This window comes from Acetobacter sp., assembly GCF_047723915.1.
Taxonomy (GTDB): domain Bacteria; phylum Pseudomonadota; class Alphaproteobacteria; order Acetobacterales; family Acetobacteraceae; genus Acetobacter.
Genome location: NZ_JBDOBQ010000001.1, coordinates 214,202 through 234,055 on the forward strand (window position 1 = coordinate 214,202; position 19,854 = coordinate 234,055).

The 19,854-nt window shown below is 61.2% G+C and carries 20 protein-coding genes; 13 read left to right on the forward strand and 7 right to left on the reverse strand.

Annotated features, from left to right (window positions below):
- Positions 1-2 precede the first annotated feature (2 nt).
- Genes ABF990_RS00950 through ABF990_RS00975 form a run of 6 tightly spaced genes read left to right on the forward strand, consistent with a single transcriptional unit; the run spans position 3 to position 5,999 of the window.
- On the forward strand, positions 3-1,229 hold the full coding sequence (locus ABF990_RS00950; RefSeq protein ID WP_415490573.1) for a D-alanyl-D-alanine carboxypeptidase family protein: 1,227 nt from the start codon (positions 3-5) through the stop codon (positions 1,227-1,229).
- A 3-nt stretch (positions 1,230-1,232) separates the two neighbouring features.
- A complete protein-coding gene (gene tmk, locus ABF990_RS00955) occupies positions 1,233-1,871 on the forward strand; it encodes a dTMP kinase (RefSeq protein WP_415490572.1) in 639 nt (212 codons plus the stop codon).
- Positions 1,864-2,823 carry a DNA polymerase III subunit delta' gene (locus ABF990_RS00960; protein WP_415490571.1) on the forward strand — a complete coding sequence of 320 codons (960 nt, stop codon included), beginning with the start codon at positions 1,864-1,866 and terminating at the stop codon, positions 2,821-2,823. The genes tmk and ABF990_RS00960 overlap by 8 nt, the downstream gene beginning before the upstream one ends.
- The gene (gene metG, locus ABF990_RS00965; RefSeq protein WP_415490570.1) at positions 2,820-4,358 is read left to right on the forward strand and encodes a methionine--tRNA ligase; all 1,539 of its coding nucleotides are present in this window, start codon (positions 2,820-2,822) and stop codon (positions 4,356-4,358) included. The genes ABF990_RS00960 and metG overlap by 4 nt, the downstream gene beginning before the upstream one ends.
- The gene (locus tag ABF990_RS00970) at positions 4,355-5,158 is read left to right on the forward strand and encodes a TatD family hydrolase (RefSeq protein ID WP_415490569.1); all 804 of its coding nucleotides are present in this window, start codon (positions 4,355-4,357) and stop codon (positions 5,156-5,158) included. Before metG ends, ABF990_RS00970 begins: the two co-directional genes overlap by 4 nt.
- Before the next feature lie 34 nt (positions 5,159-5,192).
- Positions 5,193-5,999: an MBL fold metallo-hydrolase gene (locus tag ABF990_RS00975; protein ID WP_415499603.1), complete on the forward strand. Its 807-nt coding sequence runs from the start codon at positions 5,193-5,195 to the stop codon at positions 5,997-5,999.
- 137 nt (positions 6,000-6,136) lie between these two features.
- Here ABF990_RS00975 and ABF990_RS00980 read toward each other — a convergent pair whose 3' ends face one another.
- Both ABF990_RS00980 and pdxH read right to left on the reverse strand, forming a co-directional pair.
- On the reverse strand, positions 6,137-7,015 hold the full coding sequence (locus ABF990_RS00980) for a universal stress protein (RefSeq protein ID WP_415499602.1): 879 nt from the start codon (positions 7,013-7,015) through the stop codon (positions 6,137-6,139).
- A 72-nt stretch (positions 7,016-7,087) separates the two neighbouring features.
- Positions 7,088-7,726 carry a pyridoxamine 5'-phosphate oxidase gene (gene pdxH / locus ABF990_RS00985; RefSeq protein WP_415499601.1) on the reverse strand — a complete coding sequence of 213 codons (639 nt, stop codon included), beginning with the start codon at positions 7,724-7,726 and terminating at the stop codon, positions 7,088-7,090.
- Between the two features lie 191 nt (positions 7,727-7,917).
- Between pdxH and fabI the strand changes: the two genes are divergently transcribed.
- Both fabI and aroC read left to right on the forward strand, forming a co-directional pair.
- Positions 7,918-8,757 (forward strand): enoyl-ACP reductase FabI, encoded by an 840-nt coding sequence (gene fabI / locus ABF990_RS00990; protein ID WP_415499600.1) that lies wholly within the window; start codon positions 7,918-7,920, stop codon positions 8,755-8,757.
- Between the two features lie 8 nt (positions 8,758-8,765).
- A complete protein-coding gene (gene aroC, locus ABF990_RS00995; RefSeq protein ID WP_415499599.1) occupies positions 8,766-9,842 on the forward strand; it encodes a chorismate synthase in 1,077 nt (358 codons plus the stop codon).
- A 32-nt stretch (positions 9,843-9,874) separates the two neighbouring features.
- Here the strand turns inward: aroC and ABF990_RS01000 are convergent, their stop codons facing one another.
- Positions 9,875-10,306, reverse strand: coding sequence for an OsmC family protein (locus tag ABF990_RS01000; RefSeq protein ID WP_415499598.1), 432 nt, complete (start codon positions 10,304-10,306; stop codon positions 9,875-9,877).
- Between the two features lie 268 nt (positions 10,307-10,574).
- On the opposite strand from ABF990_RS01000, the gene ABF990_RS01005 reads away from it, so the two are divergent.
- Entirely contained in the window at positions 10,575-12,104 is a 1,530-nt protein-coding gene (locus ABF990_RS01005) for a malate:quinone oxidoreductase (protein ID WP_415499597.1), read from the forward strand.
- 231 nt (positions 12,105-12,335) lie between these two features.
- Here ABF990_RS01005 and ABF990_RS01010 read toward each other — a convergent pair whose 3' ends face one another.
- The 4 genes from ABF990_RS01010 to bioB are packed head-to-tail and all read right to left on the reverse strand — an operon-like array spanning position 12,336 to position 15,279.
- Positions 12,336-12,869 (reverse strand): 6-pyruvoyl trahydropterin synthase family protein, encoded by a 534-nt coding sequence (locus ABF990_RS01010; RefSeq protein ID WP_415499596.1) that lies wholly within the window; start codon positions 12,867-12,869, stop codon positions 12,336-12,338.
- Positions 12,862-13,593, reverse strand: a complete 732-nt coding sequence (queC, locus tag ABF990_RS01015) for a 7-cyano-7-deazaguanine synthase QueC (RefSeq protein WP_415499595.1) — start codon at positions 13,591-13,593, stop codon at positions 12,862-12,864. Before queC ends, ABF990_RS01010 begins: the two co-directional genes overlap by 8 nt.
- Before the next feature lie 2 nt (positions 13,594-13,595).
- A complete protein-coding gene (gene queE / locus ABF990_RS01020; protein WP_415499594.1) occupies positions 13,596-14,267 on the reverse strand; it encodes a 7-carboxy-7-deazaguanine synthase in 672 nt (223 codons plus the stop codon).
- Between the two features lie 16 nt (positions 14,268-14,283).
- Complete coding sequence (gene bioB, locus ABF990_RS01025; RefSeq protein WP_415490558.1) at positions 14,284-15,279, reverse strand: biotin synthase BioB; 996 nt, start codon at positions 15,277-15,279, stop codon at positions 14,284-14,286.
- 258 nt (positions 15,280-15,537) lie between these two features.
- Between bioB and ABF990_RS01030 the strand changes: the two genes are divergently transcribed.
- The 4 genes from ABF990_RS01030 to cysC all read left to right on the forward strand — a co-directional run bounded on the left by ABF990_RS01030 (position 15,538) and on the right by cysC (position 19,831).
- Positions 15,538-15,846 carry a DUF333 domain-containing protein gene (locus ABF990_RS01030; protein WP_415499593.1) on the forward strand — a complete coding sequence of 103 codons (309 nt, stop codon included), beginning with the start codon at positions 15,538-15,540 and terminating at the stop codon, positions 15,844-15,846.
- A gap of 506 nt (positions 15,847-16,352) precedes the next feature.
- Positions 16,353-17,057, forward strand: coding sequence for a phosphoadenylyl-sulfate reductase (locus ABF990_RS01035; protein ID WP_415499592.1), 705 nt, complete (start codon positions 16,353-16,355; stop codon positions 17,055-17,057).
- Between the two features lie 72 nt (positions 17,058-17,129).
- The gene (gene cysD, locus ABF990_RS01040) at positions 17,130-17,924 is read left to right on the forward strand and encodes a sulfate adenylyltransferase subunit CysD (protein WP_415490556.1); all 795 of its coding nucleotides are present in this window, start codon (positions 17,130-17,132) and stop codon (positions 17,922-17,924) included.
- Between the two features lie 26 nt (positions 17,925-17,950).
- Positions 17,951-19,831 (forward strand): adenylyl-sulfate kinase, encoded by a 1,881-nt coding sequence (gene cysC, locus ABF990_RS01045; RefSeq protein ID WP_415499591.1) that lies wholly within the window; start codon positions 17,951-17,953, stop codon positions 19,829-19,831.
- Positions 19,832-19,854 lie beyond the last annotated feature (23 nt).

A 19,854-nucleotide genomic window follows, 5' to 3' on the forward strand; every position in this document is an offset into this window, starting at 1 on the left:
AGTTGCAGACTCGACGGTTTTTGCTCGCAGGGGGCGCAGCCCTTTTTTCTGGCGGTTTTGCACTGAATGCAGCCGCACGCCCACGGCACGCGGCGGCAAAGCATGCCAAGGACAGCGCAGCCACCCCGGCGGAGGGGGCGCAGGCCGGCGGTGTTGCTGACAGCCCGGCCATGACGCTGGTCGGCCCGCTCGACACTGTTGCCCGCTGGGCCTGCATTCTCGATTACGGCAGTGGCGCGACCCTGCTGGAAAAAAATGCAGATGAGCGCATGACGCCATCCTCGCTGACCAAGATGATGACAGCCTATGTCACGTTCGGCATGCTGCGCGCAGGGCGGCTCAAGCTCGATCAGGCGCTGCCGGTCAGCGAGCGGGCGTGGCGCATGCAGGGTTCGAAAATGTTCGTCCCGCTTGGCGAGAGCGTGGCCGTTCAGGATCTGATACAGGGCATGGTCATCCAGTCCGGGAATGACGCCTGCATTGTTCTGGCGGAAGGGATTGCCGGGTCAGAGGACCAGTTCGTGGCCCTGATGAACGACACGGCGGGCAAGCTGGGACTGAGCAATTCCCATTTCATGAATGCGACCGGCTGGCCGGATGCCAACCATTACATGTCCGCGCGGGATGTGGCTTATCTGGCGTTGCGCCTTATTCATGATTTTCCCGAATATTATCATTTCTTTTCTGAAAAAGAATTTTTCTTCAACAAGATCCGGCAGGAAAACCGCAACAGTCTGGTGGTCAAGGGCCTGGCTGATGGTCTTAAGACAGGCCATACCGAGGCAGGCGGATACGGGCTGTGCGCTTCTTCCCAACGGGACGGGCGCAGGGTGATCGTCGCTCTGAACGGCCTGCCCAGTTCGGCCGCCCGCGGTAATGAAGGGGAACGGCTGATGGGCTGGGCGCTGGCCAATTTCGAAACGGCCCAGATCATCAGCAAAGGCGATGTCGTCGATCAGGCGCCTGTCTGGATGGGGGTCGCGCAGACCGTACCCCTGCTGGCAGGGCAGGACCTTAAACTTCTGCTGCCGCATGGCTGGCGGAACAGCACCCATATCGCGCTGGATTACAACGCGCCGCTTCTGGCCCCGGTCAGGCAGGGGCAGGAGGTGGGGCAGCTTACGGTTTCCCTGCCGGGCGGCAGGCAGGCGGCCATTCCTGTCGTGGCAGGGCAGGCTGTGCCCGCCCTTGGGCTTGTGGGGCGCGCGGCCCGTCGCCTGCATCTGTAACAGATGAGGCAGGGAGTGTTCATAACCCTCGAAGGGGGAGAGGGCGTTGGCAAGTCCACGCAGTTGCGGCTGCTGGCCGACGCCCTGCGTTCGCACGGTCAGGACGTGCTGGCCACGCGTGAACCCGGCGGGTCCGACGGGGCGGAGGCCCTGCGCAATCTTTTACTGTTCGGGGATGCGCCTCTGACGCTGCGGGCTGAAATTCTGGCCCATTTCGCAGCCCGGTTCGACCATGTGGAGCGGGTGATCCGCCCGGCGCTGGCAGCGGGGCAGGTTGTTCTGTGCGACCGGTTTACCGATTCAACCCTGGCGTATCAGGGCTATGGCCGCGCACATGGAGATGCGGCCATTCTTGAACTGATTCACGTATTGGACGGCCAGTTGGCCCTGCGGCCCGACAGGACATTCCTGCTCGAAGCCCCGCGTGAGATCGCTCGGCAACGCCTTGCGATACGCAAGGCCCCGACCGACCGTTACGAACAGGCCGATGAGGCGTTTCACGCGCGGGTTATCAAAGGCTTTCAGGACATCGCTGCCGCCAATCCGCAGCGGGTGCGGCGTATCGGCACGGCGCAGATCGCGGTGGAAGGCGTGAACAGCCTGATCATGAAAGAGATTCTGGCTGTTCTGTCGCATGGCTGAGGCAGAAGGCACAGACCCCAGGCAGGCCTCTGTCGCACTGCGGGGGCATGGCGCGGCCCTTGCAATGTTCCGTCAGGCTCTGGCGGGCGGGCGGTTGCCCCATGCCTGGCTGATTACCGGCCCCCCCGGCATTGGCAAGGCGACATTCGCATTTTTTCTTGCCCGTGTGCTGCTGGGCGGGGAAAATGCCCAAAGCCCGGCCGGTCGGCGTATTTCAGCCGCGACCCATGCCGACCTGCTGGTGGTCGAGCGCGGGTTTGACGAAAAACGCCAGCGCTACCGCGGGGAAATCGTGGCGGATGACGTTCGTCCCGTCAATGCGTTCCTGCACAGGACCGCCGCCGAAGGGGGGTGGCGTGTCGTGATCGTGGATGGCGCGGAATGGATGAACCGCAGTGCGGCCAACGCCATTCTCAAAATTCTGGAAGAACCGCCGCCAGCCACGGTTCTGCTGTTGACCTGTGCCATGCCGGGGCGGTTACTGCCGACTATCCGCAGCCGGTGCCGCAGGCTGGAACTGAACCCCCTGCCGCCATCTGACCTGATGGCCCTTCTGCACCGCTCCGCGCCGGATGCGTCCTCTGCCGAACTCGAACGCGTGGCGGATGCCGCGCAGGGGGCCCCGGGGCGCGCATTGTCGCTGCTGGCAGACAGGGGGGGAGAAATCGCAGGTTGTGTCGGGGCGGTGTTTGATGGTGTAAGTGCCCTGCGTGGATATGAGATTGCCGAAACCACATTGCGCAAGGACTATGGTTTCGGCCTGTTTTTTACCCTGTTGTCGGACCGGCTTCAGACTGCTGCACGTGCCGCCGCCCTGGAGGGAGACGCCCGCGCCAACACCCTTGCGCAAGCCTGGGAGGCCATAGGCCAGTTGCATACGCAGGCGGAGCGTTTCAATCTGGACAAACAGGAAGCCCTTCTTGAAGCCATGACGATTGCGAGCCAAGCATGACCCGTCGTTTTTATGTTACCACTCCCATCTATTACGTGAACGGAGCGCCGCATATCGGCCACGCCTACACATCTGTGGCGGCGGATGTGATGGCGCGTTTTCACAGGCTGGCCGGGCATGAGGTCTTTTTTCTGACCGGCACGGACGAACATGGCCAGAAGGTTGAGCAGGCGGCTGTTGCGGCGGGTGTCGCCCCCAAGGCGTTCGCGGACAGGGTTGCTGCGGATTTCCGGGCCATGGCGGATGCCATGAATATCTCCTACGACGACTTCATCCGCACAACCGAGGCGCGCCATATTACGGCAACCCAGGCCCTGTGGACACGTGTTGCGGATAATGACGCCATTTATCTGGGCGCCTATGAGGGATGGTACGCTCTCCGTGACGAATGCTTTTACGGGGAAGACGAACTGGTGGATGGCCCGGATGGCACCAGGCTTGCCCCCACCGGTGCGCCTGTCGAATGGCTGAAGGAGCCGTCCTATTTCTTCCGTCTTTCCGCTTTTCAGGACCGTCTGCTGGCGCTGTATGAGCAGCACCCGGAATTTCTCGGCCCACATGGCGCGCGCAATGAAATCATAAGTTTTGTCAAACAGGGGCTGCGCGACCTCTCCATCAGCCGGACCAGCTTCAGTTGGGGCGTTCCCGTGCCGGGCGACGACAGGCATGTCATGTATGTCTGGTTCGACGCGCTGGCCAATTATCTCAGCGCGCTGGGCTTCCCCGATGAAAATGCGCCGCGCATGGCGTTCTGGCCGGCTGACCTGCATCTGGTCGGCAAGGATATTGCCCGTTTTCATGCCATTTACTGGCCTGCATTCCTGATGGCGGCGGGCATCGATCTGCCTGAAAAGGTCTTTGCCAATGGCTGGTGGACCATTGAAGGCCAGAAGATGAGCAAGTCGGTCGGCAATGTCGTGGACCCGCGCGATCTCGTTCAGGAGTTCGGTCTGGATGCGGTGCGTTTTTTCCTGCTGCGTGAAGTTCCCTTCGGTGGGGACAGTGATCTGTCACGCAAGGCTCTGATTGCGCGCAACAATATCGAACTGGCGAACGATCTGGGCAATCTGGCCCAGCGCACGCTCTCCCTCGTGGCAAAGAACTGCGGCGGCATCGTGCCCGAACGGGGTGTTCCCACCGAGGAGGACACCCGACTGCTTGCTCAGGTCGCGCTGCTGCCGGGCCTTATGTCCACGCAGTTTGAGCGATGCGCCCTGACCGACGCGCTGGAAGAAGTGTGGAAGGTCATTCGCGCCTGTAACGCCTATATCGACCATCAGGCCCCCTGGGCCCTGCGCAAGACCGATCCGGAACGCATGGCCCATGTGCTGCGTGTGCTGCTGGATGCCATACGCGGTATTGCCACCATGTTGCAGCCTTTCATGCCGGACAGCATGGGCCGTATGCTCGACCAGCTTGGTGTCGCTCCCGAGGAACGGAGCTTTGCCGCGCTTGAGGTGCCCCTGCCGGGTGGCCGTGCGTTGCCGCCGCCGCAGGGCCTGTTCCCACGGTATGTGGAGCCAGAGGCGGAATGACCGGACCGGCACTTTCGGGGCTGATCGATTCCCACTGTCACCTCGATCATTTTTCCGAGGAGGAAATGCCCGCATTGCTGGAAAGCGCGCGGGCAGCCGGGCTTGGCGGCATGGTGACGATCGGCACGCGGCTGGCCCGTGCGGGACAGCAGAAGGCGCTGACACGCCTTGATACGCCGGAACTGCGCGTATGGTGCACGGTTGGCACCCACCCCGATCATGTGGCGGAAGAGCCAGTGCCGTCAGCGCGGCACATCGCGGAGATTGCCGATGCGCCGGGGGTTGTCGGGATCGGCGAGACCGGGCTCGATTACTTTCATGGTGCCGAGGACGTGCGGCCCACCCAGCATGAAAGTTTTCGCCAGCATATTCGCGCGGCCCGCCTGCTGAACGTGCCGGTCATCATTCATGCGCGGCAGGCGGATGATGATGTCGCGACCATTCTGGAAGAAGAATACGCAGCAGGTGCCTTTCCGATCCTGCTGCACTGTTTTGCCTCCGGCCCCGAACTGGCGCGGCGGGTGCTGGCGCTTGGGGGGTATGTCAGCTTCTCGGGTATCGCGACGTTCCCCAAATGCGATGACATTCGCGCCGTCGCGCGGGACGTGCCGGATGACCGGATCGTGGTTGAAACGGACTCGCCTTATCTGGCGCCCGTCCCCAGGCGCGGCAAACGCAACCAGCCTGCTTATGTGGCGTACACGGCCGAGCGTCTGGCACAGGAGCGCGGGATGGTGCTGACGGATTTCATAGCCCTGACCACTTCCAACTTTCAGCGACTTTTCCGCAAGGCGGCCTGATGATGGTGCGTATCCAGACAAGGTCTGCGCGGGTATGAAGGTCACGGTTCTCGGCTGCGGCGGATCGACTGGCGTGCCCATGGTAGGCGGGCCTGGCGGATATGGTGACTGGGGTGCGTGCGACCCGAAAGAGGCCCGGAACATTCGCACGCGCTCATCCATCCTGATACAGATGCAGGACGGGGCAGGGGTGCTTGTCGACACGGGGCCCGACCTGCGCGCGCAGTTACTGGCGCACGGCATTTCAAGATTTCAGGCAATTCTCTACACGCATGCCCATGCGGACCATATTGCCGGCATAGACGAGGTCAGGGGCATTAACCGCGTGATTGGCCAGCCGTTGACCGCCTATGGCGCTGCGGACGTGCTGGCTGAGCTGGAGGAACGTTTCACTTATATTTTCAAGCCCTGGACACCGCCTGGCTTTTTCCGCGCGGCTCTTGTCGCCCATCCTGTGCCATTCGGGCAGAAAGTCGCGGTCAACGGCTACGAGTTCCTGCTTTTCGAACAGGCCCATGGGCGCATCGGCTCGGCTGGCATACGCTGCGGCGACTTTGCCTACAGCACCGATGTCGTGGAACTGCCCGAAAGCGCCTTTCGACACCTCGCGGGGGTGGATACCTGGATGGTGGACTGTTTCCAGCGTCAGCCCCACAGTGCGCATGCATGGCTGGAACGTGTGCTCGAATGGCGTGAGCGTATTCAGCCGCGCCGCGTAATCCTGACCCATATGGGCCCGGATATGGACTGGGCATGGATGCAGGCCAATCTGCCCCAGGGCGTGGAACCCGGCTGGGACGGGCTGACCTTGGAACTGCCCGACCCACCGACCATACCATAAGCGCGCGGGAACACGCGGTGGCCCCGTAGGGCTTGCATGGTAGGGCTTACATGTTTTTCAGGCGTGCCCAGCTGCCTGCGTGTCTCTCTGTCGGCGTCGCTCGGAGCCGCCGATAGGCACGCAGGTGCCGGTTGGACTTACCGGCTCATCAGCACTGCAATTTCGGCGTGTTCGAGCACATGGCGTGTGACACCGCCCAGAATAAGCTGGCGCAGGCGCGAATGCGAATATGCGCCCATGGCCAGCATGTCTGCGTCAAAGTCCTTGCAGGCGGCCAGCAAACCCTTGCCGACATCCCTGTCCACGGGCGGGAATTCAACTGCGTCGGCCTTGATGCCGTGAATGGCAAGGTAGTCGAGAACTTCCTTCGCACTGGGGCCACGGCGCTGGTAATCATCGCAGTGCAGAACCCGCACGGCTTCGGCGGTCGCGGCCCAGGCAAGGGCGCCATGCAGGGCGGCGGAGGATTCGGCCGTGCCGTTCCAGCCAATGCATACGCGTTTGACCAACCCTTTGGGGGGGGTGCGTGACGCCATGACCACGGGGCGACCGCTGTCGAACAGCACGGCATGCAATGTCTCGGACGAGGAAATTTCCTCCCCCGAGTCCGGGTGTGGCACCAGGGTAAAATCGGAAAGACGCGCCTGGGAGGGAATGATGTCGCTCTCGGTCCCGCGGACGACCTTGAAGCTGACACTCGGCCCGGTCATGGGAATGGGGTCATGTCCCGACACCAGAACCAGATCTGGGTGTTCGGCCACGAACTGGTCGAACAGCGCGCGCACGTCATGTGCGTGGCGCGCACTTTCATGTTCGGCGGTGCGCATCAGGTCTTCCACCATGGCGCCAGACAGGCCTTCCCCCGCCAGGGGGGCGATGTCACGCCCGTCGGGGCGGACATGCAGTACCGCAAGATGGGCGCCAAACCGCCGGGCGAAGTTGTAGCCCCGGGTCAGCGCCGCTTCCCCATTGGAAATGCTGGGCATGGGGAGCAAAATCTTACGGACATCTTTCATTGTGTTCTCCTGGTTCCGCACGATGGGGCGGGGTTGCAGGCTGAAACGCCCTGCACCCCGGCAGTTCTTTATTTACGGATATAAACGCGTAACGTTCCATCCGCCTTCATGCGCGCTCCATACGGCGCGGTCATGCAGGCGGAAGGGGCGTTCGTTCCAGAATTCGAAATATTCGGGTTTGACGCGGTAGCCGGTCCAGTTTTCCGGACGGGGAATGGGCCCGTCGGGGTAGCGGGCTTCCGCCTCGTGCAGGCGGGCCTCGAAAACCGCGCGGTCGGCCAGGGGGCGCGACTGGTCCGATGCAATGGCCCCCAGCCGGGAGACACGGCTTCGACTCGCAAAATAGGCGTCCGCCTCTTCCGTGCTCACGGGGGAGACGGCACCTTCGATTCGAATCTGCCGCCGCAGGCTTTTCCAGTGGAACAGCAACGCGACATGCGGGTTGCGCGCCAGTTCATTGCCTTTGCGGCTATGGGCATTGGTGTAGAAAACAAAACCACGCCGGTCCATGCCCTTGAGCAGCACAATACGGCTGGACGGTCGCCCATCGGGCGACGCGGTGGCAAGCACCATGGCGTTGGGGTCGTTGATTTCGGTTTTTTCGGCGTCGTGCATCCAGGTTTCGAACAGGGCGAACGGATCGGCAGACAGGTCTATCAGGGGTAATTCCCTTGGTGCCTGCGCCGCAACCGGGCTGCTTGAATCGGTCATGCGTTCGAGCTCCATCATGCTGCACCGGCAAACCAGTTCTGCCGTGTTTTCCATATCTTCCATACTCCTGCTGCCCACGCGTTTGAAGTATGCTAATCGCCTTTGGGCTTGTTTCGCCCGGCATGGTGTGCGACCAACCGCTACATCACGCTTCCCGCCAGGCCCATACAGAGAATAGTCGAGGTTTCTGCATGTCATCTCCCAGCACCGCTCCACTCCCCTCGGGCACTTTGATGAAAGGCAAGAAGGGCCTGGTGATGGGCGTTGCCAATGACAGATCCATCGCCTGGGCCATTGCTTCGGCCGTTGCGGCGCAGGGCGGAGAACTGGCGTTTACGTACCAGGGCGAAGCCCTGGGCAAGCGTGTCCAGCCGCTGGCCGAAAGTATTGGTGCAAAGCTCGTGCTACCCTGCGACGTAACGGATGACGCCGCGATTGACGAAACCTTCGCGACCCTTGAGCACGAATGGGGCACGCTGGATTTTGTGGTGCATGCCATTGGCTGGGCCGACAAGCAGTACCTGCGCGGCCGTTATGTGGACACCCCGCGTGACGCGTTCCTCACGGCGCTGGATATTTCGTGCTATTCTTTCACGGCGGTTGCCCAGCGCGCGGCAAGGCTGATGAAAGATGGCGGCTCCCTGCTGACCCTGAGTTACCTTGGGGCCGAGCGCGTCATGCCGCACTACAACGTCATGGGTGTGGCCAAGGCGGCACTGGAAGCATCGGTCCGTTACATGGCGGCCGATCTGGGGCGCGACGGGGTACGCGTGAACGCGATTTCGGCCGGGCCGATCAAGACGCTGGCGGCCAGCGGCATCGGGGATTTCCGCTATATCCTGCGCTGGAACCAGTATAATGCGCCGCTTGAGCGCAACGTGACGCTGGAGGACGTGGGTGGGGCAGGGCTTTACATGCTGTCCGACCTGTCGTCCGGGGTGACGGGCGAGGTACATCATGTCGACTGCGGCTACCATATGGTCGGTATGAAAAACCCCACCGCTCCTGATATTTCCGTCGCCGGGGACTGAGGCGCGCCGTGTCGTACAATACGTTCGGTCATCTGTTTCGTGTTACCACATGGGGTGAAAGCCACGGTCCCGCCATAGGCTGCGTGATCGACGGCTGCCCCCCGCGTATTCCGTTGAATGAAGCCGATATCCAGCCTTTTCTCGACCGTCGCAGGCCGGGCCAGTCGGCCTTTACCACCCAGCGGCAGGAAGCCGATCAGGTGCGTATCCTGTCCGGTGTGTTCGAGGGGCAGACAACGGGCACACCCATTTCGCTCCTGATCGAAAACACCGATCAGCGTTCGCGCGATTACGGCGATATTGCCAGCACCTATCGGCCTGGCCACGCGGACCTGACCTACGACATCAAATACGGTGTTCGCGATTATCGCGGCGGCGGGCGTTCGTCCGCCCGTGAGACAGCCTGCCGTGTGGCGGCTGGTGCCGTGGCGCGCAAGGTGCTGGGCGAGGGGGTGCGTATTCGTGCGGCCCTTGTACAGCTTGGCCCGCATGATATCGACCGCACGCGCTGGGACTGGACGGAGGTCGATCGCAACCCGTTTTTTGCCCCCGATCCGGGCGTGGTGGAGGATTGGGAACGTTACCTGCACGAAATCCGCAAGGCGGGTTCGTCCATCGGTGCGGTGATCGAGGTCGTGGCCGAGGGTGTGCCGCCGGGTCTGGGGGCGCCCATTTACGGCAAGCTGGATGCCGATCTGGCGGCAGGTCTCATGAGCATCAACGCCGTCAAGGGGGTTGAGATCGGGGACGGTTTTGCATCCGCCGCCCTGACTGGCCCAGAAAATGCCGATGCCCTGTTCATCAGGGACGGCCAGCGTGTTTTCGGGTCCAACCATGCGGGCGGTATTCTGGGGGGTATTTCCAGCGGCCAGCCGGTGGTGGCGCGTTTTGCGGTCAAGCCGACCAGTTCCATGTTGACACCCGTACCCTCCATCACACGGGACGGGACAGAAAAACAGGTCATCACCAAAGGGCGGCATGACCCGTGCGTGGGGATCAGGGCCGTGCCGGTGGGCGAGGCCATGGTGGCCTGCGTTCTGGCCGACCATCTGCTGCGCCATCGCGGGCAGGTCGGCCAGAGCTAGGGCTTTTCAGCCAGGACCTTTCGGGGCTGATTTCAGCTTTCCAGCGTTGCGTTGAGTGTAATGGTGGCGCGGAACAGCTTGGAAACCGGGCAGCCTTCCTTGGCCTTGGTGGCGAGCGCCTGGAACTGCTCGTTCGTAGCGCCGGGTATGCGGGCTTTCAGGGTCAGGTCGATCTGGCTGATTTCAAAGCCGGAATCGAGCTTGTCCAGTTTTACCGCGGCATCGGTATCGATCGCGTCCGCGGTCAGTCCGGCTTCCCCCAGAATGGCCGATAGCGCCATGGAAAAACATGCGGCATGGGCAGCGCCGAGCAATTCTTCGGGGTTGCTGCCGGTTTTTCCCTCGAACCGGGTATTGAAGCCATAAGGCTGGTCGGTCAGTGCGCCGCTCTGGGTGCTGATAACGCCGCGCCCCTCCTTGAGAGAGCCTTTCCAGTGTGCGGTGCCGTGTTTGATAATGCTCATAAGGTTGTTTCCACCCTTGTCTGTTCGAATGCCGACACGGACCCCGCCATGCGGAAGAAAGCCGGGTCTGTAGCCGAATGAAACGCCTGGACCGCTCCCCGGGTTCGGGGTGTTTGCGGTAATCTCGCAGAGGTGAGAAGGCGGGACGGACAGATAAGCCTATACTGGCTTTACCAATCCGGCTAGCAATGCCCGCCCGTTTTCCAGATAATACGGAAAATGGTGGGCTTGCGGCAAAGAGTACAGCCCGGCCTTCATCGGAGCCGTAATGACGGGCGCGGCTGATAATGCGGAGACCATGATGAGTTCCAACTCGACCGATACAGCATCTTCCGTCGATGTCGTCCTGATCGGTGGCGGCGTAATGAGTGCGACCCTGGGCACGTTCCTGCGCCAGCTTCAGCCAGACTGGAGCATTGGCATTTACGAGCGGCTCAATACTGTTGCCCTGGAAAGTTCCAATGCCTGGAACAACGCGGGCACCGGGCATTCCGCCCTGTGCGAGTTGAACTATACGCCCCAGAAGGCCGACGGCAGCGTAGAGATCAACAAGGCTGTCGATGTGAACGAACAGTTCCAGATATCGCGGCAGTTCTGGTCCTACCTGGTTGAAAACAATATCGTTCCCGCAGCGCGCGACTTTCTGACATCCGTGCCGCATATGAGCTTTGTCTGGGGGGAGGAGAACGTGTCTTTCCTGCGCCGCCGACACGAAGCCCTGTCCCGGCATCCGCTGTTCGCGGGAATGGACTATTCGGAAGATCCCGGCCAGATCGCCCAGTGGGCGCCGCTGATCATGCAGGACCGGCCAGCGGGCCAGAAACTTGCCGTGACCCGCAGCCTGATGGGAACCGATGTCAATTTCGGCGCGCTGACACGGCTGTTGTTCGGTTATCTTGCCGGCACGCAGGGCTGCACCCTGCATACCGAACATGACGTGACCCATCTGCGCCGGGCGGCCGATGGCCGCTGGGAAATCAAGGTACGCGACCTGCGCCAGAATACGGAACGCCTGGTACTGGCGCGGTTTGTCTTTATCGGCGCGGGTGGCGGCGCACTGCCGCTTTTGCAGAAAACAGGCATTCCCGAGGCTGAAGGGGTTGGGGGCTTTCCCGTCAGTGGCCAGTTCCTGCGTTGCAGGAACGAAGAACTGATCGCCCGTCACCATGCCAAGGTTTACGGCAAGGCTTCGGTCGGTGCGCCCCCCATGTCGGTCCCGCATCTGGATACCCGCATGATCGACGGCAAGCCGGCCCTGCTTTTCGGGCCTTATGCCGGGTTCTCTACACGTTTTCTCAAGCAGGGTTCGCTGATGGACCTGCCGAAATCGGTAAGGCGTGGCAATATCGGCGCGATGATGGCGGTTGGTCGCGACAACTGGCCGCTGACCAAATACCTGATCGAACAGGTATTGCAGTCGGAAAACGACCGTATCAAAGCCTTGCAGGACTTTATTCCCAATGCGCAGAGCAAGGATTGGGAACTGGTTGTGGCGGGGCAGCGTGTCCAGATCATCAAGAAAGATCCGGTCAAAGGCGGTGTGCTGCAATTCGGCACAGAGGTTATCGCCAGTGAGGATGGTACTGTCTCGGCCCTGCTGGGGGCATCCCCCGGGGCGTCCACTGCCGCCCCCATCATGCTGACGGTGCTGAAGAAGTGCTTTGGCAGCAAACTGCCCGAATGGAGCGAAAAGCTGAAGCAGATGGTGCCGTCCTATGGCCAGAAGCTGTCTGCCAGTCCTGACCTGTGCAAGCAGGTGTTCGACAAAACCAACAGCGTTCTGGGGCTGACCCACTGACTGGTTTCTCCCGCCCCATGAGGGCGGGAGTTGCTTTTTTGTATAGTGCTGCCTGTTTTATGGGCCTGCTCAAAAAGACCGTGGTGCCGGAGCAGGACGGGTTTCGGAACGCAAAGGACCGATACGGGGTATTGAGCACAAGTCAGGCGAAGCGCTCACGCATTCAGCGCCAGCACAAGCCTTCGTGCCTGAAAAACCTGTCCAGATCCGGTGTGTTTTTAAAGCATCGTTTCAGTTCGCAGGATCGGCAATGCTCATATCGGCCCGGTTCCACCAGCAGGTGGCAGGTGGCCTGCCGGCCGGAATGAAATCAGCCGGGTTGCCGCTGAAAGTGACCGTATTGGTTGGCGTTTCCTCAAGGCTGAGTTCGCTACAGCGCAGCACGTCACCTTCGGCCATGAGAAACGCGTTGAGCTTCGCCATAAGCAGGCAGGTCATCAGTTCGGTCGTCGGGTCGCCGGGGGTTACGACAATTCTTGCCGCGCGTGCGGGTTCATGGGTCTGGAACCATGCCAGCAAGGGGTCATCGGCGGCCAGTTGCAGCGCATGATCGATACGTTCATCGATGAAGCGGTGCCACGTGCTTTTGGCCTTCTGGAACGAAACGGGCATGTTGCCGTGCCCATCCAGCCTGGTCGGGGCTGTTGGCGTCAGTCTGACAGTTACGAATTCATTATGGCCATGGGGCAGGGCGCAGCTTTCGCTGGCGCCGTGGATCAGCCGATGGCCCATGGAAAAACGCCGGGTAAAAACAAGATCAGGCATGGTCGGTTTTCTCTGCCAGGTAGGTTTCCCACCCGGCGCGACGGAGCTGGCAGGCGGGGCATGTGCCGCAGCCATATCCCCACGGATGAAACGTGCCACGGTCCCCCATGTAACAGCTATGGCTGTCATGGTTTATGAGTGAGACAAGGGGCATTCCGCCCAGGTCTTCGGCCATGCACCATGTTTCAGCCTTGCTGAGCCACATCAGCGGCGTATGCAGGACATATCGGCTTTGCATGCCCAGATTCAGCGCAACCTGTAACGCCTTGATCGTATCGTCCCGGCAGTCGGGGTAGCCGGAATAATCCGTCTCGCACACGCCGGTCACGATATGGCGAATATCGCGCCGGGCGGCGAGGGCTGCGGCAAAGGTCAGGAACAGCAGGTTGCGACCGGGTACGAACGTGTTGGGCAGTCCGTTTTCCATCAGGGCAATTTCGGCGTTTCGTGTGAGCGCCGTGTCCGAGATGGAGCCAAGGGCCGCGAGCGGGAGCGTGTGGTCCGGCCCCAGACGTTCGCGCCAGGTGGGGGTCAGCGCGGCCAGTCCGTCACGCAGCGTGCTGCGGCAGGTCAGTTCAATGGCATGGCGCTGACCGTAGTCGAAACCCAATGTCTCGACCCGGCCAAAACGCGCCAGTGCCCAGGCCAGACATGTCGCGGAATCCTGCCCGCCCGAGAACAGGACAAGGGCTGCCTCGCTTCGATCACGCACCGGGTAGGACATGCTCAGGGAATTCCGGTCAGTTTATGGGTCTGCAACGACAGGCCCCATTGCGGATGTTCGAGACAGTATTCTATGGCACCCGCCAGATTGGCGGCCTGCTGGGGGCCATCCATAGGTTGAAGCCAGAACTGCTCGAAATCAAGCGTGGCAACGGCCTCAGGCAAAAGACCCGGCTGGGGATAAACCAGTTTGAGTTCTGTCCCGCTGGTCTGCACCAGCGGGGCGCCGGCCTTGGGGCTGATGCACAGCCAGTCCACGCCCGCAGGTGCGGCAAGGGTGCCATTGCTTTCTACCGCGATAAAAAAGCCGTGCTGGTGCATGGCGTCGATCAGAGCAGCATCAAGCTGGAGCAGGGGCTCACCCCCCGTAAAAACGACCAGCTTCCGGGCATGTGCGCCATGGCTTACGGCCGGGCGTGCCTGTGCTGCCGTCTCAACCGGCCAGAGGGTGTCAATTGCGCGGGCGAGATCGGCTGCGGTTTCGAACTTTCCGCCGCCTTCTCCATCGGTGCCGACAAAATCCGTGTCGCAGAACTGGCAGGTGGCACTTGCCCGGTCCACTTCACGGCCGGACCACAGATTGCAGCCAGTAAACCGACAGAAAACAGCGACGCGTCCGGCCTGTCCACCTTCGCCTTGCAGGGTCAGGAAAATTTCCTTGACGGAATAGGTCATCCGGCCGCGCCTGGCCTTACAGGCCGATCCCCGTCGTGTGCATGCCCAGCCGGTCAAGCAGGGCCCGGTCACGCTGGGCCTGCGGGTTGGGGGTGGTCAGCAGGCGTTCGCCATAAAAAATGGAATTCGCTCCGGCCAGAAAGCACAGGGTCTGTGTTTCATCGCTCATGTTCTCGCGCCCGGCGGCCAGCCGTACACGGCTTTTGGGCATGGTAATACGGGCGGCAGCGATCATACGCACAAAGTCCAGGGCTTCAACCTCGTCCGCTTTGGCGAGCGGTGTGCCTTCGACCCGCACCAGCAGGTTGATCGGCACGCTTTCGGGGTGCACCGGCAAGGTGGCCAGGGCCGCGATCAGGCCCGCGCGATCGGTCTCGCTTTCGCCCATGCCGACAATGCCGCCACAGCAGACGCTGATACCGGCATCCCGCACGGAACCCAGCGTGTCCAGCCGGTCCTGATAGGTGCGGGTGGTAATGATTTCGCCATAATATTCGGGAGAGGTATCGAGATTGTGGTTGTAGTAGTCGAGCCCGGCGCTTTTCAGGCGCTTTGCCTGCATGTCGTCAAGCATGCCCAGGGTTACGCAGGTTTCGAGCCCCAGAGCTTTCACGCCCTCGACCATGGCGCAGACCGTATCCAGGTCGCGTTCCTTGGGGGACCGCCAGGCGGCTCCCATACAGAACCGGCCCGCACCCGCGGCCTTGGCCTTACGGGCTTCGGCCAGGACCTGTTCCACCGCCATCAGTTTTTCGGCTTTTACGCTGTCTTCGTGCAGTGCGCTCTGGGGACAGTAGGCGCAATCTTCCGGGCAGCCGCCGGTCTTGATGGACAGCAGGGTGGAAATCTGGATTTCGGTCGGGTCGAACGTAGCGCGGTGAACGGTCTGTGCCTGGAACATCAGTTCGGGCATGGGCAGGTTCAGCAACGCGCGGATTTCATCCACCGTCCAGTCATGCCGGGTGCCCGTAAGCCGGGTGGAAGAGGGAAGGGAGGACGAACCATCGGGCATAGTATTTACCGGACCAAGGATAAGCGGAATTAAGGGAGACCGAACATAGCGGGTATCGTCTGCCAAGACCAGTTTTCAGGATGAAAATGTTGGAAGGCCGCAAGAGGAAGAAAATGTTGGAAATATCGGTATGCAAACCCGATGAAGTGCAGGAATAGTAACCATCGGGGTAGGAGACCTGTCCTTCATTCACGCCCGTTCAGGAGCGCGGAGGCCAGAGGACAGCCAGCATCCCATGGATGAGCGAAAGGATCGGGTATGAAAAACCGCACTATTGTCATGAAGACCGCCATGCTGGCTGCTGTCATGACGGGAATGCTGGGGGGCTGCCAGCATGATGAGAGCGCAGGCGGTCAGTCATACCGCAGCGTCCGGCCACTCCGCATTCCCAACCCGGCGTCTTTATACTGTGTCAAGAAGGGGGGGGCGCTCTCCATGGAACACACGGATAAAGGCCAGGTCGGCTATTGCCATTTGCCAGATGGCACCGTGATTGAGGAATGGACGCTGTTCCGCCGGGATAATCCCAGCCCGTCGCAGTCAGGCGCCAGCTCGCAGCAGCCCTGAAAAAAAGAGGGTGACGTGGGGGTACGCCGGGCGCTCAATGCTCTGTGTGTCAGTGTATCCCCACCTCCTGCTGCCCGGACAAAAGGCTGGATGCCGCCCGGCCATAAATTGCATAAGATATATTATGCCAACAAAATATGGAGCGGGTATCCGGGCGTATGGCTGGCACAGGGCGCACGACGATGCAGGCAGGTTTAACCGGCATAATCGTGCGGATTATGGAATGGGATCGTTCTTGTGGAATACGTCTTGCGTGCCTATCTTTTTAATAACCCGCTACAAGTGCGGAATTAGGTGAAAACCAAAGAAAATTGCGGGTTTCTAATGTCTTGCTGGCCCCTGCGGTGGGTTGGCAGGGGCGTCGATTGAGGTCATTAAGCACTCATGAGTCTAGTTAATTTGTCGTAAACTTTGCGCTATGGGCAAAAATATATGTTGTTTTTGCGAAAAATATCCCTATATGCAGCCAATAAATCCTTTTCTAACGTTTTGGGCGGTGTTTCGCGTTGAACAAGACCCTTGATATCACTGAGGTCATTGCGGAGTTGGAGCCTGTGGAGGGTCATCCCGTCACATTGCTGCGCAAGGCGCGTGATCTGCTTGGGGATCGCCTGGGTGTGATGTCGTCTTTCGGCGCGGAATCGGCTCTGTTGCTGGCTATGGTGGCGCAGGCCGATCCTGCAATGCCTGTGCTGTTTCTGGATACGGGCCGGCATTTCCCCGAAACCCTGACCTATCGTCGCGATCTGGCTCAGGCTCTGGGTTTGCGTAATGTGATCGATATTACGCCCGATGAGCGTGATACTGCGCGGCGTGATCCTACGGGGGAATTGTGGGCGTTCGATCCTGACGCGTGCTGCGCCCTGCGCAAGGTGGAGCCCCTGCGGGTAGCGTCCCTGCCCTATGCAGGGCTGGTGACCGGGCGCAAGCGGGTTCAGGCATCCACACGGTCGCAACTGGCTGTGGTGGAGCGCCGGGGCGATGGTGCGGACGCACAGTTGCGCCTTAATCCTCTGGCATTATGGAGCGCGGAAGACATAGCGGCGGAAATGGACCGTCGTGGCCTGCCGCCGCACCCTCTGGTGGCGCAGGGGTATCTGTCCATTGGCTGTGCGCCGTGTACTCAGCCAGTCAATGGTGTGCAGGACGCCAGGGCTGGACGCTGGGCGGGTCTGAACAAGACCGAATGCGGTATTCACCTCGGCGGCTGAGAGTTTCTGCCACCACCACTTGTCTCACTTTTACCTGAATACGGGTGCCCGAAAAACGGGGTTATGGAAGCTATGGATCATCTCGATCAACTGGAAGCTCAGAGCGTTTTCATTCTGAGGGAAGCCTACCGGAAGCTGAAGCCGCTGGCCATGCTGTGGTCGCTGGGCAAGGATTCGAACGTCATGGTCTGGCTGGCCAAGAAGGCGTTTCTGGGTCGGGTTCCCTTCCCCGTCATGCATGTCGATACCGGCAAGAAATTTCCCGAAATGTACAAGTTCCGGGATGAATATACCAAAAAATGGGACCTGGAACTGCTTCTGGGCGACTGCCCGCCGGTAGAGGAAATGGACCCTTCCCTGCCGCCTGCCGCGCGTTCGGCTGCCCGCAAGACGGCGGGACTTGCCGCCATGATCGAGAAACACAAGCTGCAGGGCGTTATTGCAGGTATCCGGCGTGACGAGCAGGGAACCCGTGCGAAGGAGCGCGTGTTCAGCCCGCGTGGGGCCAGCCATAAATGGGATATCCGCAACCAGCCGCCCGAATTCTGGGACCAGTACGCCACCCCACACGAGGAGGGCATGCATATTCGCGTTCATCCGCTGCTTGCGTGGCGTGAAATCGATATCTGGCGCTACATCGAGCGCGAAGGCATTCCGCTGGTCGATCTGTATTTTGCCAGAAACGGCAAGCGCTACCGTTCTCTTGGCGATTCGGACATCACCTTCCCCGTCGACAGCAATGCCGCAACGCTTGCCGAGGTAATCCGGGAACTGGAAACGACCAAGACCTCCGAGCGGTCCGGACGGGCCATGGACCATGAGTCCGAAGATGCTTTCGAACGCCTGCGTGTGGCGGGTTATCTCTGATAAAGTGCGGACCGGAACAGACTGACATGAGCGATAAAAGTTTTTCCAGCCAGGATGCGGCAACCCCGATCGTCATCGTCGGGCATGTCGACCATGGCAAATCCACCCTGATCGGGCGGCTGCTGCACGATACGGATAACCTGCAGGACGGCAAGGTTGCCCAGATTATCGAATCGTCCAAAAAGCGCGGCCTGAAAATCGAGTGGAGCTTTCTGCTCGACTCTCTCCAGATCGAGCGCGACCAGGGTGTAACGGTCGATTCCACGCGTATTCCGTTCCGCCTCGGGCAGCGTGAATACGTCATTGTAGATGCACCCGGACACCGGCAGTTCCTGCGCAACATGATTACGGGCGCTGCCGATGCGGAGGCCGCCGTGCTGGTGGTGGATGCGGCTGAAGGCGCTCGCGAACAGACACGTCGCCACGCCATGCTGCTGCACCTGATCGGTATCCGCCACGTGATCGTGCTGCTGAACAAGGTCGATCTTCTGGCCTTTGACCGGACAAAGGTGGAAGCGGTCGAACGTGAGGTTACGGACCTGCTGACCCGCCTTGACCTCAAGGCAGCGGTGTTCGTTCCGGCTTCAGCCCGCGATGGGGATAATATCGCCACCCGGTCGGCTAACATGCCGTGGTATGTCGGCCCGACCCTGACCGAGGCCCTGGCCAGTGTGCCCAGCCCGGATTCCCGCGTGGAACTGGCCCTGCGCCTGCCCGTGCAGGATGTCTATCGGTTCGAGGACAAGCGCTACGTTGCAGGCCGGATCGAGCGCGGGCGCGTGCGTGTGGGCGATACGGTCGTGATCGGTACGCAGAAAACCCCTGCCCGTATTGCCTCGATCGAAGGCTGGCATACGGCGCCGCATCTGTCGGCCCATGCCGGGCAGTCTGTTGCCGTGACACTTGAGCCCGATGTCATTCCCGACAGGGGGGATCTGCTTCACCACCCGGCTTCACGTCCGGTGGAGGCATCGCGTATTCGTGCTCGACTGTTCTGGTTGCGGCAGGAGCCCCTGCGGGTGGGGGAAAGCTTCCGCCTGCGGCTTGCCACGGCGGAACATGCTGTCACGGTGACGGCGATCGAGTCTGTCCTGAACCTGGATGACCTGACTGAAAATCCCGGTGACGAAGTGCCGCCCGAAGGCTTTGCCGAGGTTGTGCTCTCTGCCGCCGAAACCATCCAGTTCGACCCGTTCACACCCGGGACGACCGACGGTCGTGGCGTTCTGGTCGATCGCCAGCAGCGTATTGTCGGCGGTGCGCCGCTGATCGGTCCGGCGGGTATCGCCGCGGGCGAAAAGGTTATCCATCCGACTGCCAGCGCCGTGACGGTGCATGATCGTGAACGGGTCAAGGGGCATAAGGGGGCTGTGTTCTGGCTGACCGGGCTTTCGGGGGCAGGCAAGAGCACGCTGGCCCGCGCGGCGGAAACGCGCCTGTTCGCTGCTGGTGTGGACGTAACCGTTCTGGACGGCGACACGCTGCGCACCGGGCTGTGCAAGGATCTGGGCTTTGCCGAGGCCGACCGGACGGAAAACGTCCGGCGTGCGGCAGAGGTCGCGCGAATCCTGCGGGACGCCGGGCATGTCGTGCTGGTCGCCCTGATTTCTCCGCTCAGTTCGGATCGCGAACTGGCGAGCCGGATCGTTGGCGAAGGGTTTGCCGAAATTTTCGTGGATGCGGATTTGCAAACCTGCGAACAGCGTGACCCCAAGGGGCTTTACGCGGCTGCGCGGGCCGGCAAGATAAGCGGTTTCACCGGCATCGATGCACCGTATGAGGCTCCTGCTCACCCTGCCCTGCGTCTGCGCACCGGCCAGGGCAGCGCGAATGACGCCGCCAGCGAACTGGTCTCTTTTGTCGAGGGCACTGTAAGGTTGCCGGGTGGACGCCGTCTTCAGTCCTGATTGTTCATCCGACTGGAACGGGG